General features: G+C 65.9%; 16 protein-coding genes. 11 read left to right on the top strand and 5 right to left on the bottom strand.

The genetic code is table 11. The features are described 5' to 3' along the window. Window positions 1–42: 42 nt before the first annotated feature. Window positions 43–840, top strand: coding sequence for an acyl-CoA thioesterase domain-containing protein (locus AB7M16_RS19345; protein WP_453944908.1), 798 nt, complete (start codon window positions 43–45; stop codon window positions 838–840). Window positions 841–931: 91 nt separating this feature from the next. Here AB7M16_RS19345 and AB7M16_RS19340 read toward each other — a convergent pair whose 3' ends face one another. Beyond that, window positions 932–1,417, bottom strand: coding sequence for a nuclear transport factor 2 family protein (locus AB7M16_RS19340; RefSeq protein WP_453944906.1), 486 nt, complete (start codon window positions 1,415–1,417; stop codon window positions 932–934). A 191-nt stretch (window positions 1,418–1,608) separates the two neighbouring features. Next, window positions 1,609–2,397: an alpha/beta hydrolase gene (locus AB7M16_RS19335; protein ID WP_453944904.1), complete on the bottom strand. Its 789-nt coding sequence runs from the start codon at window positions 2,395–2,397 to the stop codon at window positions 1,609–1,611. A 251-nt stretch (window positions 2,398–2,648) separates the two neighbouring features. Here AB7M16_RS19335 and infC point away from each other — a divergent pair, with 251 nt between their 5' ends. Beyond that, the gene (infC, locus tag AB7M16_RS19330) at window positions 2,649–3,188 is read left to right on the top strand and encodes a translation initiation factor IF-3 (RefSeq protein ID WP_080134054.1); all 540 of its coding nucleotides are present in this window, start codon (window positions 2,649–2,651) and stop codon (window positions 3,186–3,188) included. 65 nt (window positions 3,189–3,253) lie between these two features. Here infC and AB7M16_RS19325 read toward each other — a convergent pair whose 3' ends face one another. Continuing rightward, window positions 3,254–3,658 (bottom strand): hypothetical protein, encoded by a 405-nt coding sequence (locus AB7M16_RS19325; protein WP_439401879.1) that lies wholly within the window; start codon window positions 3,656–3,658, stop codon window positions 3,254–3,256. Between the two features lie 274 nt (window positions 3,659–3,932). Between AB7M16_RS19325 and rpmI the strand changes: the two genes are divergently transcribed. The 5 genes from rpmI (at window position 3,933) to AB7M16_RS19300 (ending at window position 9,102) form a co-directional block, all read left to right on the top strand. After that, a complete protein-coding gene (rpmI, locus tag AB7M16_RS19320; protein WP_008539890.1) occupies window positions 3,933–4,133 on the top strand; it encodes a 50S ribosomal protein L35 in 201 nt (66 codons plus the stop codon). Between the two features lie 79 nt (window positions 4,134–4,212). Then, a complete protein-coding gene (rplT, locus tag AB7M16_RS19315) occupies window positions 4,213–4,572 on the top strand; it encodes a 50S ribosomal protein L20 (RefSeq protein ID WP_027550107.1) in 360 nt (119 codons plus the stop codon). 216 nt (window positions 4,573–4,788) lie between these two features. After that, complete coding sequence (gene pheS, locus AB7M16_RS19310) at window positions 4,789–5,871, top strand: phenylalanine--tRNA ligase subunit alpha (RefSeq protein WP_453944901.1); 1,083 nt, start codon at window positions 4,789–4,791, stop codon at window positions 5,869–5,871. Further along, window positions 5,868–8,276 carry a phenylalanine--tRNA ligase subunit beta gene (pheT, locus tag AB7M16_RS19305; protein WP_453944899.1) on the top strand — a complete coding sequence of 803 codons (2,409 nt, stop codon included), beginning with the start codon at window positions 5,868–5,870 and terminating at the stop codon, window positions 8,274–8,276. The genes pheS and pheT overlap by 4 nt, the downstream gene beginning before the upstream one ends. A gap of 55 nt (window positions 8,277–8,331) precedes the next feature. Beyond that, entirely contained in the window at window positions 8,332–9,102 is a 771-nt protein-coding gene (locus tag AB7M16_RS19300; RefSeq protein ID WP_453944897.1) for a sulfite exporter TauE/SafE family protein, read from the top strand. Here the strand turns inward: AB7M16_RS19300 and AB7M16_RS19295 are convergent, their stop codons facing one another. Then, window positions 9,103–10,491: an FAD-dependent oxidoreductase gene (locus AB7M16_RS19295; protein WP_439401876.1), complete on the bottom strand. Its 1,389-nt coding sequence runs from the start codon at window positions 10,489–10,491 to the stop codon at window positions 9,103–9,105. 192 nt (window positions 10,492–10,683) lie between these two features. On the opposite strand from AB7M16_RS19295, the gene AB7M16_RS19290 reads away from it, so the two are divergent. Beyond that, complete coding sequence (locus tag AB7M16_RS19290) at window positions 10,684–11,649, top strand: YiiX/YebB-like N1pC/P60 family cysteine hydrolase (protein WP_453944895.1); 966 nt, start codon at window positions 10,684–10,686, stop codon at window positions 11,647–11,649. A gap of 270 nt (window positions 11,650–11,919) precedes the next feature. Here AB7M16_RS19290 and AB7M16_RS19285 read toward each other — a convergent pair whose 3' ends face one another. Further along, window positions 11,920–12,195, bottom strand: coding sequence for a metal-sensitive transcriptional regulator (locus AB7M16_RS19285; RefSeq protein ID WP_260381501.1), 276 nt, complete (start codon window positions 12,193–12,195; stop codon window positions 11,920–11,922). 63 nt (window positions 12,196–12,258) lie between these two features. Here AB7M16_RS19285 and AB7M16_RS19280 point away from each other — a divergent pair, with 63 nt between their 5' ends. The 3 genes from AB7M16_RS19280 (at window position 12,259) to AB7M16_RS19270 (ending at window position 16,340) form a co-directional block, all read left to right on the top strand. Continuing rightward, window positions 12,259–14,733: a heavy metal translocating P-type ATPase gene (locus AB7M16_RS19280; RefSeq protein WP_453944893.1), complete on the top strand. Its 2,475-nt coding sequence runs from the start codon at window positions 12,259–12,261 to the stop codon at window positions 14,731–14,733. Window positions 14,734–14,930: 197 nt separating this feature from the next. Beyond that, the gene (nikR, locus tag AB7M16_RS19275; protein ID WP_453944891.1) at window positions 14,931–15,377 is read left to right on the top strand and encodes a nickel-responsive transcriptional regulator NikR; all 447 of its coding nucleotides are present in this window, start codon (window positions 14,931–14,933) and stop codon (window positions 15,375–15,377) included. Between the two features lie 222 nt (window positions 15,378–15,599). Beyond that, entirely contained in the window at window positions 15,600–16,340 is a 741-nt protein-coding gene (locus AB7M16_RS19270; RefSeq protein ID WP_271510322.1) for a sulfate transporter family protein, read from the top strand. Window positions 16,341–16,355: the final 15 nt, after the last annotated feature.

Below are 16,355 nucleotides of genomic sequence, written 5' to 3'. Positions count from 1 at the left end.
ACCACGCTTGATTTCCCCGCCCATTCCCGCAATCTCGCGCGCATGACAAACATGCCTTTCTTTACCCGCGATGGCGATACATTCCATCCGACGGAAGTCGCCAACGGTCCATGGGATCCGAAATCGCTGCACGGGCGCGTCATCATCGGCCTGCTCGGCTTCGTCATCGAGGAGCGTCATTCCGGGCCCGAATTCGTGCCGGCGCGGCTCACGGTCGACATGTTCCGGCTGCCGACGATCGACAAGCCGATCGAGGTGAGGACGCGGCTGGTGCGCGATGGACTGCGCATCCGCGTGGTCGAGGCGGAGTTTCTTTCCGGCGGCGTCGGCATGGCGCGCGCCTCGTGCCAGCTGCTGCGCAAAACGCAGAATCCCGATGGCAATGTGTGGTCGCCGCCGAACTGGGATGCGCCGAAACCATCCGACATTCCCAAGCCGACCGATCCCCGGCTCGGCATGAACGGCAAATGGGCGACGCGCCCCATCGTCGGCCATATGGGCTCGCTGGGGCCGCGCCGGCTGTGGATGAGCGAGGTGCGCGAGCTCGTCGCCGGCGCCGCGATGACACCGTTCGTCCATGTCGCCACCGGCGCCGATTTTGCCAGCCCGTTTGCCAATGCCGGCGACCAGGGGCTCGGCTACATCAACAGCGACGTCACGATCTATCTGCACCGCCTGCCGGTGACGGAGTGGATCGGCTTCGAGGTGGTGAACCACCACGCCACCGACGGCGTCGCGATCGGCGAATGCTGGCTCTATGACGAAGCGGGCCCGATCGGCACCGCGACGGTGGCCGCGCTGGCGCAGCGCAAACCGATGGCGAATCCGTCGAAGCGTTAGCTCACTGCCGTTATTCCGGGGCGTGACGAAGTCACGAGCCCGGAATCCATCGGACGGCAGAGTTGGTGGAGGAATGGATTCCGGGTTCGCGCTACGCGCGCCCCGGAATGACGGCTAGATGCCGCTGCATCTCCGGCCGCGCCTTGAGCTCGGCGCCCTGCTTTGCGACGATCTTCGCGATCCGCTCCGGCGCAAATCTCAAGTCGACAAACGCCGGCGCGGTGTTGGCGACTTCATGATAGCTCGCGATCCTGCCGTCCTTCAGCGTCATGATCGCAACGCCCTCGAACATCGCGCGCGCGCCGTTCGCTTCCGGCAATGTCGACTTGTAGCTGAAGGTGTAGCGCGCATAGAGCGTGGTGCCGTCGGTGACGGGGTCATGCATGTCCCAGCGGAAATCCGTCGCCGTGCGATAGAACCAGTCGTCGATCATCGCGGCGATCTTCGTGCGGCCGGCGAAGGCACCGTAGAAAACGTCGTGATAGACGCCGTCCTCGGTGAAGAGCTCGGCGAAGGCTTTGCCGTTGCGCTGCTCGACCGCGTCGCAGAAGGCCCGCAGCATGGCGGTGGTGGTCATTGGCGTTGCCTCCTCAGTGTTCTTTTTTCCCTCTCCCCTTGCGGGAGAGGGTGGATCAATCGCGCTTCGCGCGATTGAGACGGGTGAGGGGTCTGTCTCCGCGAGTCCGACTCTCATTGGGACTCGCGGAGACAACCCCTCATCCGGCGCTTCGCGCCACCTTCTCCCACAAGGGGAGAAGGAAGGGCATCTCACCCGATCTCCGCCACCGCGGCAAGAATGCGCGCGATGTCCTGCGGGCGGGACAGGCGGTGATCGCCGTCCTGGATCATGGTCAGCACGACGTCGTCGGCCGGCAGGCGATGGGTGAGCGCAAACGCGTGCTGCCACGGCACATCGGGATCCTTCGCGCCCTGCAGGATGCGGACGGGGCAGCCGAGATCGATGGCGCTGCCGAGCACGAGGTGATTGCGCCCCTCCTCGATCAGGTTCCGCGTGATCGGATAGGGCGTGCCGGCGCCGTACTCCGACGGGCGCAGCCAGAAGCCCCTGGTCTCGATCTCCTTCTTCACCGCGGGCGAGAAATTCTTCCACATCAGCTCTTCGGTGAAATCGGGCGCCGGTGCGATCAGCACGAGCCCTGCGAGCGACGCTTTGCCGGCACGCTTCTTGATCTCGCGGGCGAGCAGCAGCGCCATCCAGCCGCCCATGGAGGAGCCAATCAGGATTTGCGGGCCGTCGCAAAAGCGCTCGAACACCGCAATACTGTCCTCGAGCCAGCTGCCGATGGTTCCGTCGGCGAAATCGCCGCTGGATTCGCCGTGACCGGAATAGTCGAACCGGACCACAGCACGGCCGCGCTCGTGGGCCCAGGCATCCAGCGCCACGGCCTTGCCACCCTGCATGTCCGACTTGAAGCCGCCCAGCCAGACCAGGCCGGGGCCTTTTCCGGGACGGCGGCGCACCGCGATCCGGCGTGCGGACGGCCCTTCGCCCACATCGATGAACTCAAGCGCGGCATCGGGAATTGCGTCGGTCATGGAACGTTTACTCTGGCTGTGCGGTTTGAGCTGTCCGGACCTGTTCCGAAGACACGACCGGCATCGCTATTGGTCCTTTGGGACGCTTGCGGAACAGAGGCAAGGTGTCTATGTCGGTCAGCGTGCCGAGGGCCGTGACCAAAATGCCTCGCATTTGAGGGTTTTTCGCGCCTCGTACCAGCGACTTGCTTGCCGGCAAACGCATCTTCCTTCAAAATAGCCGCTTCTTTCACAACTTTGGAGAACCACCCATTCGCCGTCCTAATAAAGCTCCGCCCGCTGCCAGCAAAGACGGGCCGCGCATCAATGATGATATCCGCAATGCGCAGATCCAGCTGATCGACCAGACCGGTGACAACAAGGGCACGGTCGAAACGGTCGTCGCCATCCGGATGGCCCAGGAAGCTGGCATGGATCTGGTCGAGATTTCGCCGAATACCAGCCCTCCCGTCTGCAAGATCATGGACTACGGGAAGTACAAGTATTCCGCCCAGAAGAAAGCCGCGGAAGCCCGCAAGCGGCAGAAGACCGTCGAGATCAAGGAGATCAAGCTCCGTCCGATGATCGACGATCACGATTACGACGTGAAGATGCGCGCGATGCAGCGGTTCTTCGAAGAGGGCGACAAGGTGAAGATCACTTTGCGCTATCGCGGCCGCGAAATGGCGCACCAGGAGATCGGCACCAAGCTGCTCGACAAGATCAAGACCGACGTCGCCGAGCTCGCCAAGGTCGAGCAGGACGCGCGGTTCGAAGGTCGCCAGGTCGTCATGGTGCTGGCGCCGCGCTGACGCGCAACGCTTTGGGACTTGAGAATGCAACGGCCCGTCCGGATCCCCGGCGGGCCGTTTGTGTATCAGGTCCGCGTCGCCTGCCAGGTGCCGCTGCACTGGTCGCCCAAAATGATGCCCTTCCACGACCCGGCGCCGTTCACGCGGGCGAGCCGGCCACCGCCGCTGGCGTGGGAGGCGCCGACCGAGACCTGGACGGCGACAGCGCCGGAACGATTGACCCGGCCCGAGACCCGGCCGCCGCCGGCGGAGGAGACGCGGGTGCCTGTCACGGTGAAGGGAACGCTGTAACCCGAGCTGCAATTGCCGCGGGTGGTGGCGAAGGTGACGTTCCAGATGCCGTCATAGCGGCCGGCGCGGGCATCGGCGGCCTGAGGCAGCGCAGCCGCGGCGAGCACGGCGAACAGCGCCAGACGGCGCGGACGGGCGAAATCGGCCAGTGAAATCAGAAATTGCGGGAAATGAGCCATTTTGGACCTGCTTCAGGCGAGAAGGCTTGGACATGAGGGTACCAGCGTCCAATAGTCGGCGGGGTGGTTTCGGCGGTTCATCGTTGCCAATTGGCCTGTCCTCTGTCATAAGCCCAGCCTTCATCGCCCGGCTGATTTACGGGCTGCCGTGGCGGTGTCTCGTGCGGGTTTCGCGCTCGTTCGCAAAACCTGAGCACAATCAACGCTCTAACGAGCATTTTTGACGGTCCAGCCGCCTTCGCGGGCGGATCTCTGTGGCCATTAGGAGAGCCAAATGCCCAAGCTGAAGACCAAATCGGGCGCTAAAAAGCGCTTCAAGGTGACTGCCACCGGCAAAGTGATGCACGCCCAGCGCGGCAAGCGTCACGGCATGATCAAGCGGACGAAGAAGCAGATCCGTCAGCTCCGCGGCACCCGCGTGCTGTTCAAGACCGACGGCGACAACGTCAAGAAGTACTTCTTGCCGAACGCCTGATCGCGTCCACGATCATTGCCATCCCTGCCGCGTCCGCGCGGCGATCCGATAACCAAAGTCATCTCTGAAGGATTTCGTCATGTCTCGCGTCAAACGCGGTGTGACCGCCCACGCCAAGCACAAGAAAGTCTACAAGGCCGCCAAGGGCTTCTACGGCCGCCGCAAGAACACCATCCGCGCCGCCAAGCCGGCCGTGGAGAAGGCCCAGCAATACGCCTTCCGCGATCGCAAGCGTCGCAAGCGCACCTTCCGCGCGCTCTGGATCCAGCGCCTCAACGCTGCCGTCCGTCCGTTCGGCCTGACCTACAGCCGATTTATCGACGGCTTGGCCAAGTCGGGCATCACCGTGGACCGCAAGGTGCTGTCGGATCTCGCGATCCGCGAGCCTGCCGCGTTCCAGGCGATCGCCGAGAAGGCCAAAGCCGCGCTGGCGGCGTAAGCCGCCCAACTGCGCAACTTGCGCAGCATTGAGCTTGTGATGGCCCGGGCAGAGGCGCGTCTCGCGCTGATCGCCCCGGCCGTCATCTCTCGCCTAAGCACAACTTCTCCGACGTGGATGCCCGGCGAATCTAACGCGAAGACGCGCTTCGCGCTTTTGGGCCGGGCGTGACGGGCTAGGATCATCGGCTCAGCATCCTGGCCAAAAGGGATTGCCATGACCGATCTTGCCCAGCTCCAAGCCCAGATCATCACCGACATCGCCGCGGCTGCCGACGAGGCTGCGTTAGAGGCCGTGCGCGTTGCAGCCCTCGGCAAGAAGGGCTCGATCTCGGCGCTGCTCGCCACGCTCGGCAAGATGTCGCCGGACGAGCGCAAGACGCAAGGCGCGGCGATCAACCAGGCCAAGGACGAAGTCAGCCAGGCGCTTGCGGCGCGACGCGACGTGCTGAAGTCGGCCGCGCTGGATGCGCGGCTGGCGTCCGAGACCGTCGACGTCACCCTGCCGCTGCGCGATACGGCGGCGGAGGCTGGCCGCATCCATCCGCTGAGCCAGGTCTGGGACGAGCTCACCACCATCTTCGCCGACATGGGATTCTCGGTGGCCGAAGGCCCTGATATCGAGACCGACGACTACAACTTCACCAAGCTGAATTTTCCGGAAGGCCATCCGGCGCGCGAGATGCACGACACGTTCTTCTTCCATCCGAAGGAGGACGGCTCGCGCATGCTGCTGCGGACCCACACCTCGCCGGTGCAGGTGCGCACCATGCTGAGCCAGAAGCCGCCGATCCGCGTGATCTGCCCGGGCCGCACCTACCGCATCGATTCGGACGCGACCCACACGCCGCAATTCCATCAGGTCGAAGGCCTCGTCATCGACAAGGGCTCGCATCTCGGCCACCTCAAATGGATCCTGCACGAGTTCTGCAAGGCGTTCTTCGAGGTCGACCACATCAACATGCGCTTCCGGCCCTCGTTCTTCCCGTTCACCGAGCCGTCGCTCGAAGTCGACATCCAGTGCCGCCGCGACAAGGGCGAGATCCGCTTCGGCGAGGGCGAGGATTGGCTCGAGATCCTCGGCTGCGGCATGGTGCATCCGAACGTGCTGCGCGCCTGCGGCATCGATCCCGACGAGTACCAGGGCTTCGCCTGGGGCATGGGCATCGACCGCATCGCCATGCTGAAATACGGCATCGCCGACCTGCGCCAGCTGTTCGACAGCGACGTCCGCTGGCTGTCCCATTACGGCTTCAAGCCGCTCGAAGTACCAACGCTTGCCGGAGGGCTGAGCACGTGAAATTCACCCTCTCCTGGCTGAAGGATCATCTCGAGACCGACGAGCCTTTGGACAAGCTCGCCGACAAGCTCACCATGATCGGGCTCGAGGTCGAGAACATCGAGGACAAGGCGAAGGCGCTGAAGCCGTTCACCATTGCGAAGGTGATCTCGGCCGAGCAGCATCCGAATGCGGATCGCCTGCGGGTCTGCATGGTCGATACCGGCGACGGTGGTGCGCCGGTGCAGGTCGTGTGCGGCGCGCCGAATGCGCGTACGGGCCTCGTCAGCGTGTTCTCACCGCCCGGCACCTACATTCCCGGCAAGGACATCACGCTGGGCGTCGGCACCATTCGCGGCGTCGAGAGCCGCGGCATGCTGTGCTCGGCGGCCGAGCTGCAGATCTCCAACGACCATGACGGCATCATGGAATTGCCGGCGGACGCGCCGATCGGCGCGGCTTACGCCGAATGGGCCGGGCTCGGCGATCCCGTGATCGAGATCAATCTGACGCCGAACCGGCAGGACTGCACCGGCGTGCATGGCATCGCGCGCGATCTCGCCGCCGCCGACATGGGCAAGTTCAAGGACCCTACGATCAAGCCGATCAAGGGCGAATTCCCCTGCCCCGTGAAGGTCACGGTCGAGGATGCCACGTTGTGCCCAGGCTTCGCGCTCCGCCTCGTGCGCGGCGTCAAGAACGGACCGTCGCCGGAATGGCTGCAGAAGCGGCTGACCGCGATCGGGCTGCGTCCGATCAACGCGCTGGTCGACATCACCAACTTCATGACCTACGACCGTGCGCGCCCGCTGCACGTGTTCGACGCCAGGAAGGTGAAGGGCAATCTCGTCGTGCGCCGCGCGCGCGAGGGCGAGAGCCTGCTGGCGCTCGACGGTCGCACCTACAATCTCGATTCCTCGATCTGCGTGATCGCCGACGAGCACGGCGTCGAATCGCTCGCCGGCATCATGGGCGGCGAAGCCTCGGGCTGCGACGAGAACACCACGGACGTGCTGATCGAGTCGGCGCTGTGGAACGAGATCAACATCGCCCAGACCGGCCGCAAGCTCGGCATCAATTCGGATGCGCGCTACCGCTTCGAGCGCGGCGTCGATCCGGCCTTCATGGTGCCCGGCGTCGAGCTCGCGACCAAGCTGCTGATGGAGATGTGCGGCGGCACGCCGTCCGAAACAGTCGTGGTCGGCAAAGCCTTCGCCGACGACCGCGTGATCGACTTCCCGGTCACGGAGGTGAAGCGCCTCTCCGGCATCGAGGTGCCGCAGGTCGAGATGAAGCGCATCCTGACCCATCTCGGCTTCATGATGGCGGGTCCCGGCCCGGTGGTGAAGGTCGCGGTGCCCTCGTGGCGCTCCGACGTGCACGGCAAGGCCGACATCGTCGAGGAGATCGTCCGCATCTTCGGCGTCGACAAGGTGCCGATGACGCCGTTCGAGCGCGGCGAGGACGCGCGCAAACCCGTGCTGACCCCGCTGCAGCTGCGCACCCGCCGCGCGCGGCGCGCGCTCGCAAGCCGCGGCATGGTCGAAGCCGTCACCTGGTCGTTCATCGCAAAGCCCGCGGCCGAATTGTTCGGCGGCGGACAGCGCGAGCTCGAAGTGGCGAACCCGATCGCCTCGGATCTCTCCGACATGCGCCCGACCCTGCTCGCCGGCCTGATCGCGGCGGCGCAGGCCAATGCCGATCGCGGCTTCGGCGATGTCGCGCTGTTCGAGGTCGGCCAGGTGTTCAAGGGCGATCGCCCCCAGGACCAGTTCATGGCGGCGAGTGGCGTGCGCCGCGGCCTTGCTTCATCTGAAGGTCTCGGACGGCACTGGTCCGGCTCGGCGCAGGCCGACGTGTTCGACGCCAAGGCCGATGCGTTGGCGGTGCTGGCGGCCGCCGGCGCGCCGATGCAGGCGCTGCAGATCGTGGCGGGTGGTCCCGGCTGGCTGCATCCGGGCCGCTCCGGCACGATCCAGATCGGGCCGCAGAACGTGCTCGGATATTTCGGCGAAGTGCACCCCAGAGCGCTCGAAGCGCTCGGCGCCGACGGGCCGCTTGTCGTGTTCGAGGTGATCCTCGACCGCATCCCCGAGGCCAAGAAGAAGCCGACGCGCGCCAAGCCCTTGATCGAGCTCTCGGCGTTCCAGCCGGTGTCGCGTGACTTCGCGTTCATTGTCGACCGCAGCGTCAAGGCCGGCGACATCGTCCGCGCCGCGCAAGGCGTCGACAAGAAGCTGATCACCGGCGTCAACGTCTTCGACGTCTACGAAGGCAAGGGCATCGATGACGGCAAGAAGTCGATCGCGATCGCGGTCACGCTTCAGCCGCGCGAGAAGACCCTGACCGATCAGGAGATCGAGGCCGTCGGCGCCAAGATCGTGGCCGAGGTGACGAAGAAGACCGGCGGCACTCTGCGAGCATGACGCCGAAAAGTGTGAAGCGGTTTCCGGACAACGTCATGCTTGGGAGCCATAGAGCATGACGCTGGCGGACTTCCTTCCGAAGGACATCAGCCTTACGATTGCGGCGGCGCTCTGCGCCGTCGCTTTCGTTTCGGGCACCGCACGCGGCTTCTCCGGCTTCGGCGCGGCGCTGATCTTCATGCCACTGGCAAGCAGCTTCGCGGCGCCGCGGCTCGTCGCAGCCCTGCTTCTCGTCATCGACTTCGTCGCGGCCGCGCCGCTGCTGCCCGAGGCCTGGCGGAAGGCCGATCGCAAGGCCACCGCGGTCATCGTGCTGGGCGCGCTGATCGGCGTACCCATCGGCACTTATTTCCTCAGCGTGCTCGAACCCGTCACCACGCGCTGGATCATCTCCTGCTTCGTCGCGGCGCTGTTGCTGCTATTGCTGTCGGGGTGGCGCTATCGCGGCAAGGACCACGCCTTGCTGTCGGTCGGCATCGGCGGCCTCTCCGGCTTCTGCAGTGGCCTCGCGCAGACCGGCGGCCCGCCGATCGTCGGCTATTGGCTCGGCCGCCCGATCGCCCCGATCGTCGCGCGCGCCAACATCGTGCTGTTCTTCGGCGCGTCGGATTTCTTCTCGATGGTCAGCTACGCAACCACCGGCCTGATCAGCCGCGAATCGCTGGTGCTGTCGCTGATCGTCGGCCCCGTCTACGCCCTCGGCGTCGCCTTCGGCGCCTCGCTGTTCGGGCGCGCGAGCGAGAAAGTGTTTCGCGGCATCTGCTACGCGCTGATTGCGATGGCCGTGATCTTTGGGCTGCCGGCGTTGGACGGCGTGTTGCGGTAACTACTGCCTCGGCACGCGCCGCTTCTTGGTCGACTGCGTCGGCACATCCGCAGGCTCGTCCTTCAGCGCGCCGATCTTGCGCAGGGCTGCATCCGCGGCGCGTTCGCCGCTGTCCCAGGCGCCATCGACGGTGCCCCAGAGCGTCTCGTGCGTGGCTTCGCCGGCGAGGAAGACATTGCCGATCGGCTCGGTCAGAATCTTTCGCGAGAGCTGGCCGCCGGGCGCAGACGCCGACATTGCGCCCATCACGTAGGGCGAGGCATTCCAGCGCGTGGCGCTGGTCTTCTGCACGGCGGAAGCAGCTTCGCTGCCGAACAGCTTTGCGATCCACTCCTTGGCAAAGGCCACCATCGCCTTCTCGCCCTGCTCCGAGAGATCGCGGCCGAACGAGCCGCCGACATCGATCGAGCACAGCGAGGAGCCGCCGATATTGGCGAACATCAACGCCGTGCGGGTCGAATTGCTCTGCTCGATGAGGATGTCGTCGCGCGAGAGGCCGAGCGGATTGCCCGGCAGCTGCAGCACGATGCGATCGTAGCTGCCGAGGCTGAGCTTCGATGCCGCATCCAGCGTCCGCTTGGGAATGTCGGGGGCGAACTTGATGGCGCCCGATGTCAGCACGTTGGTCGAGACCGTGACGATGGCGGCGCGCGCGGTGATCTTGCCGGCCTGCGTCTCGACGCTGACGTCGCGGTTGCTCCAGGCGATGCGGCTCGCCGGCGTCGCCAGCGCCACCGGCGCCTGCTCGGCGAGCCTGGCGATCAGCGTGCCCAGGCCCTGACGGCAGGCGATCGCTGCGTTGCGGTCCTGCGCGCGTCCCTTGTCGATCGCGGACAGCTCCTTCAGGTCCTTGCCGGCGAAGCTCGCGCCGAGCATGAACTCGGCCGCGCCGGCCCAGTCGCCGAGATCCTTCGGCAGCACGGCGGCACAGGAGGTATCGAGCTTGCCCCGCGCGGCCTCGTCGATGGCACGGTTGGCGCGCACCAGGGCGGCCAGGAACTGCTCGGTCTCGCCTGCGCGGGCGTTGCGGCGGCCGATGCGCATCTTCTGGCCCGAGGGCGCCGGCAGCACGTCGAGCCCGGCGCTGCGCGCCAGCCGGATCATCGGGTTGGTGTCGGGATTGTGCATCCAGCGCGCGCCGCGGTCGAACGGGGTGTCGAAGGTCGTGCTGTCGGTGATGCAGCGGCCGCCGACTTGCGATGCTGCTTCCACCACGATGACCTTGCGGCCCGTTGCCATGATACGCCGCGCCGCGGCAATTCCCGCAGCCCCCGCACCGATCACCACGATGTCGGCCTCGCGCGGCAGGGGCGCGGCGGATGCGCGCAGCACCGGCATCGCCGCAAGGACCGCGGACGCCGAAAGGAAGCCGCGGCGCGTGATTGTCATGTCATGGTTTCCGGGGACTTGCGGCGAACGGGAACAGCCCGCGAACCTTGCCGTATCTGATGTTGCGCAGCAACCATCATGGTGAATCAATCATGCTTGATCTCACAGAGCGATGAACCGAATTGCAACACGTTTCGACCATGATAGAGAAGGGAAAAAGACGGCCGGAAAAGGCCGTGGGGGGAGTTCGAGATGGGGACGGTCCTGGATTCTGTCGGCAAGCTGATTGCCGCGTACCTCTCAAAGGAGGTGCCGGGCTATGAGCCGTTCACGCCGAGCGACCCGGAGCATCTGCGCGGCGTCATCGCGCCCGGCGACGTGCTGCTGGTCGAGGGCAACAACCGCATCTCCGGCATCATCAAATACCTGACGCAGTCGACCTGGTCGCATGCCGCGCTCTATGTCGGTCCGATCGAGGGGGCAGAGGAGCCCAACGGCGAGCCGCATGTTCTGATCGAGGCCAATATCGGCGAAGGCGTCACCTCGGCACCGCTGTCGAAATATTTCCCCTATCACACCCGCCTCTGCCGCCCCGTCGGGCTGTCTTATGAGGACCGCACCACGGTCTGCCGCTATGCGATCAACCGCATCGGGTTCGGCTATGACACCAAGAACATCGTCGACCTCATGCGCTATCTGTTCCCGCTGCCGATACCGCAGCGCTGGCGCCGGCGCATGATCGCGATCGGCTCGGGCGACCCGACCAAGATCATCTGCTCGGCGCTGATCGCGCAGGCCTTCGACGCCGTGCGCTACCCGATCCTGCCGAAGATCACCAAGGCCGGCAGCCGCGCTGCCCGCCGCGAGATCCTGCACATCCGCGATTCCTCGCTTTACATGCCCCGCGACTTCGACATCTCGCCCTATTTCGAGGTGGTCAAGCCCACCATCGTCAATGGATTCGACTACACCGCCCTGCACTGGGCCGACAAGCAAAAGCCGCTCGAGGAGGTGGCGGGCACGTTCAGTGTGTTTCCAGAAACGCTCCGTGCGCCGCCGCTCGTTCCTGAGGCGATTGACGAAGAGACGCCGCTTGAGATTCCGGCTGAAGAAGTGAACGCGCCACCCGCGCAAGCCAGCGTGGCGTTCTCCGAGCACTTTGTGCTGCTCAGCGAGCTCGCGGTGTACCGCGCGCAGACGCGGGAGATGGCGGCTTAGGTTCGCCGTCTTCCCGGCGAGGGCCGGGACGACGTGCGGAGAGTTCTCGCTCCGTCTCGTAGTCTCGTAGGGTGGGCAGAGGCGCGAAGCGCCGTGCCCACGTTCTCACGCGGTCCCTGAGGATGGTGGGCACGCTCCGCTTTGCCCACCCTACGAGACTTCTCCACCGTCATTGCGAGGAGCTCTTGCGACGAAGCAATCCAGACTGCCTCCGCGGTAAAAGTCTGGATTGCTTCGCTGCGCTCGCAATGACGGCGGAGAGCGCGAGGGTTACCGCTCCGCCCGTCCGATCACCGCCATCAACTCCGCGATCTTGGCGCGCTGGTCGGCCTTGTCGCCGCTCGCGATGGCGTGCTCGACGCAATGGGCGACGTGATCCTTCAGGACCTCTTCCTCGACCCGGCGCAGCGCGGCGCGCACCGCCGCGATTTGCGTCACGATGTCGATGCAGTAGCGGTCTTCCTCTACCATTTTCGAGAGGCCACGAACCTGGCCCTCGATCCGGCCGAGACGTTTTCCGACGGATACCTTGATGTCCTTGCGCATGGCGTCTATATACCCCTACCGGGTATAGGTTTCAAGACCAGGCGCAAAGGCCGGATCATGGCAATGAACAACAACGATCACGAGCATCGTCACAGCGCGGAAACGCCTGCCGGGTGCGGCTGTTCCACGAAAGCTCCGGCCCCGGCGGCCAAGCCCGAGGCGTCCTCGTGCTGCGGCGGCCACGGCGATCATACCGGCCATGGCCATCATCACGCCCACGATCATGGCGACGCCGCAACCAAGGTCAAAGACCCCGTCTGCGGCATGAGCGTCGATCCCGCGACCTCGAAGCATCGCTTCGAACATCATGGCGAGACCTTCCATTTCTGCTCGGCCGGCTGCCGCACCAAGTTCGCCGCCGATCCCGCCAAGTATCTTGCCAAGTATCTTGCCAAGGACAAGGCGCCCGAACCGGAGATGCCCGCGGGCACGATCTACACCTGTCCGATGCACCCGCAGATCCGCCAGGTCGGGCCGGGCACGTGCCCGATCTGCGGCATGGCGCTGGAGCCTGAGGTCGCAAGCCTGGAGACCGGCCCCAATCCGGAGCTCGCGGACATGATGCGGCGGTTCTGGATCGGCGGCGTGCTGTCGCTGCCGCCGGTGGTGCTGGAGATGGGCGGCCATCTGGCAAGCCCCCACAGCTGGATCGATCCGACCCTGTCGAACTGGATCCAGCTCGTCTTCGCAACGCCCGTGGTGCTGTGGGCCGGCTGGCCATTCTTCGTCCGCGGCTGGCAATCGCTGCTGACGCGCAATCTCAACATGTTCACGCTGATCGCGATGGGCACGGGCGTTGCCTATGTCTACAGCGTGCTCGGCACGGTCACACCGCAGATCTTCCCCGCCACCTTCCGCGGCCATGAGGGCGCGGTCGCGGTCTATTTCGAGGCCGCCGCCGTCATCACCGTGCTGGTGCTGCTCGGCCAGGTGCTGGAGCTGCGCGCCCGCGATGCGACCTCGGGCGCGATCAAGGCGCTGCTCCAGCTCGCCCCGAAGACCGCGCGCCGCGTCGATGCCGACGGAAGTGAACATGAGGTCGAGATCGACACGCTGCACGCCGGCGATCGCCTGCGCGTCCGTCCCGGCGAGAAGGTGCCGGTCGACGGCATCATCCTCGAAGGCCGCTCGTCGCTCGACGAATCGCTGGTGACAGGCGAATCCATGCCGGTCACCAAGGAGCAAGGTGCAAAAGTCATCGCCGGCACGCTGAACCAGTCCGGCAGCTTCATCATGCGCGCCGACAAGGTCGGGCGCGAGACGCTGCTGTCGCAGATCGTGCAGATGGTCGCGGACGCACAGCGCTCGCGCGCGCCGATCCAACGCCTGGCCGACCAGGTCGCCGGCTGGTTCGTGCCATCAGTGATCGTCGTCGCCGTCGCCGCCTTTGCCGCCTGGGCCTGGTTCGGACCGGAGCCGCGGCTCGCCTTCGGCCTCGTCGCCGCCGTCAGCGTGCTGATCATCGCCTGCCCCTGCGCGCTGGGCCTAGCCACCCCGATGTCGATCATGGTCGGCGTCGGCCGCGGCGCGCAAGCCGGTGTCCTGATCAAGAACGCCGAGGCGCTGGAGCGGATGGAGAAGATCGACACGCTGGTAGTCGACAAGACGGGCACGCTGACCGAGGGCAAGCCCAAGGTGGTCTCTATCGTGCCGGCGTCCGGCTTTGCGGAGGATGACATCCTGCGCATTGCGGCCACCGTCGAGCGCGCCAGCGAGCATCCGCTGGCCGACGCCATCGTGCGCGCGGCCAAGGAGAAGCAGCTCAATCTCGGGCAAGTCGAGCAGTTCGATTCACCGACCGGCAAGGGGGCGACCGGCAACGTCGACGGCAAGACCGTCGTGCTCGGCAATGCCAGATATCTGTCGTCGATCGGCATCGATACCCAATCGCTCGACGCCGCAGCCGAACGGCTGCGCGGCGACGGCGCCACCGTGATCAACATGGCCGTCGACGGCCGGCTGGCCGGCCTGTTCGCGATCGCCGATCCGGTCAAGGCCTCGACGCCGGAGGCGCTGAAGGCGCTCGCGGGCGAAGGCATCAAGGTGATCATGCTGACCGGCGACAACCGCACCACGGCCGAGGCCGTGGCACGCCGGCTCGGCATCGCCGACGTCGAAGCGGAGGTGCTGCCGGACCAGAAGAGCGCAGTGGTGACAAAACTGCAGAAGGCCGGCCGCAGCGTCGCCATGGCCGGCGACGGCGTCAACGACGCGCCTGCGCTGGCGGCGGCCGAGGTCGGCATCGCCATGGGCACCGGCACCGACGTTGCGATGGAGAGCGCCGGCGTGACGCTGCTCAAAGGCGACCTCGTCGGCATCGTCCGCGCGCGGAAACTGTCTCAGGCGACGATGAGCAACATCCGGCAGAACCTGTTCTTCGCCTTCATCTACAACGCCGCCGGGATTCCGATCGCGGCCGGCGTTCTCTATCCGGCGTTCGGTCTGTTGCTCTCCCCGATCATCGCCGCGGCGGCGATGGCGCTGTCCTCGGTGAGCGTCGTCGGCAACGCGCTGCGGCTGCGTGCGACGCGGCTGTGACCGCTTTGGCTGCGAGGTCGGTGCGCTCCCTCGCCCGCTTGCGGGGAGAGGGTTGGGGTGAGGGGGAGTCTCCACAGGGACGGTGACAATTGGATTCGCGGAGAGTCCCCCTCACCCGGAATTCAAGCTACGCTTGAATTCCGACCTCTCCCCGCAAGGGGGCGAGGTGAGAGAGAGCGGCGCCCGCGGAGGACCTGATGCAGCGGATTACGATCACGATCGAGGACGATCTCCTGGCGGAGATCGATGCCGCAGCTGAAGCGCGCGGTTACCAGAACCGCTCCGAGATCATCCGCGACCTCGCGCGCGCCGGCCTGCAGCAGAGCGCCGAGGATACCGCGCAGACCGGCCAATGCGTCGCCGGCCTCGTCTACGTTTATGACCACGCGGCGCGCGATCTGTCGAAACGGCTGGTGCAGGAATTCCACGGCCACCACGACCTCGCGCTGGCGACGCTGCACGTCCATCTCGACGACAACAATTGCATGGAGATGACGGCGCTGCGCGGCGCGGCCGCCGAGGTCAGGCATTTCGCCGACCACATCATTGCCGAGCGCGGCGTGCGCTACGGCCGCGTGGTGATGATCCCGACGGGCGACGGCAAGCCGGCGAAGGCGCGCAGGCACGGGCACCGGCACGAGTAGCTGAGACTTGCGTGCCCCGGACGCAGTGCAGCGCTTTCTTCAGCGGTGCGCTGCAGAGCCGGGGCCCATCCCGCCGCAGGCTTCTGGGTCCCGGCTCAGCAGCGCGTCATTTCATGCCGCGCCGCGTCCGGGACACGATCGCCTCTTGGGCAGCCCCACGCCCTTGCCGAAGTCGCCCTGCATCTCTACCTCTCGCAGGTCGTTTACCTCCGAGGGTCCCCCATGCTGGATGCCGCCATCAAGGCGCTGTCGCAAATGATCTCGCCGCCGATGCGCTCGATCCTGTGGCGGTCGATCGGGCTTGCGCTGGTGCTGATCACCGTGCTGGCGATCGGCTTGCAGCGGCTGCTCAGCTGGTTTGCGACCTCCGGCGAGGTGTGGCTGGAAGGCCTGCTCGGGCCGGGCTGGCATTCCTCGCTCGAGGTTCTCTCCTGGATCGTCTCGATCGCGGCGGGCCTCGGTGTGGTGTTCGGCGGCATCTTCCTGATGCCTGCGATCACCTCGCTGGTGGCGAGCTTGTTCGTCGACGACGTCGCCGAGATCGTCGAGCGCGAGCATTATCCCGCCGAGCGGCCGGGCGCCGCGCTGCCGTTCAGCCAGGCGATGCTCGAGGGCATCAAGACCGCGCTGCTGACGATCCTGGTCTATCTGATCGCTCTGCCGCTGGTGCTGTTCGCCGGCGCCGGTTTCCTGATCTTCTTTGTCGCCGCGGCGTGGCTGCTCGGCCGCGAATATTTCGAGCTCGCCGCGATGCGCTTCCGCCCGCCGGAGGAAGCCAAGGCGATGCGGCGCGACAATGCCGCGACCATCTTCACCGCCGGTCTGTTCATCGCCGCCTTCGTCTCGATCCCGATCGTCAATCTGGCGACGCCGATCTTCGGCATGGCCTTCATGGTCCACATGCACAAGCGCCTGTCAGGCCCGCGGCCCGAGCTGATCGAGCCGGCGCGGCAGGTGCGATAAATGCACCCGGCACGG

This window comes from Bradyrhizobium sp. USDA 372 (assembly GCF_053629095.1).
The sequence above is the reverse complement of the archived record's forward strand: the minus strand, read 5'-3'. Positions and strand labels throughout refer to the sequence as shown.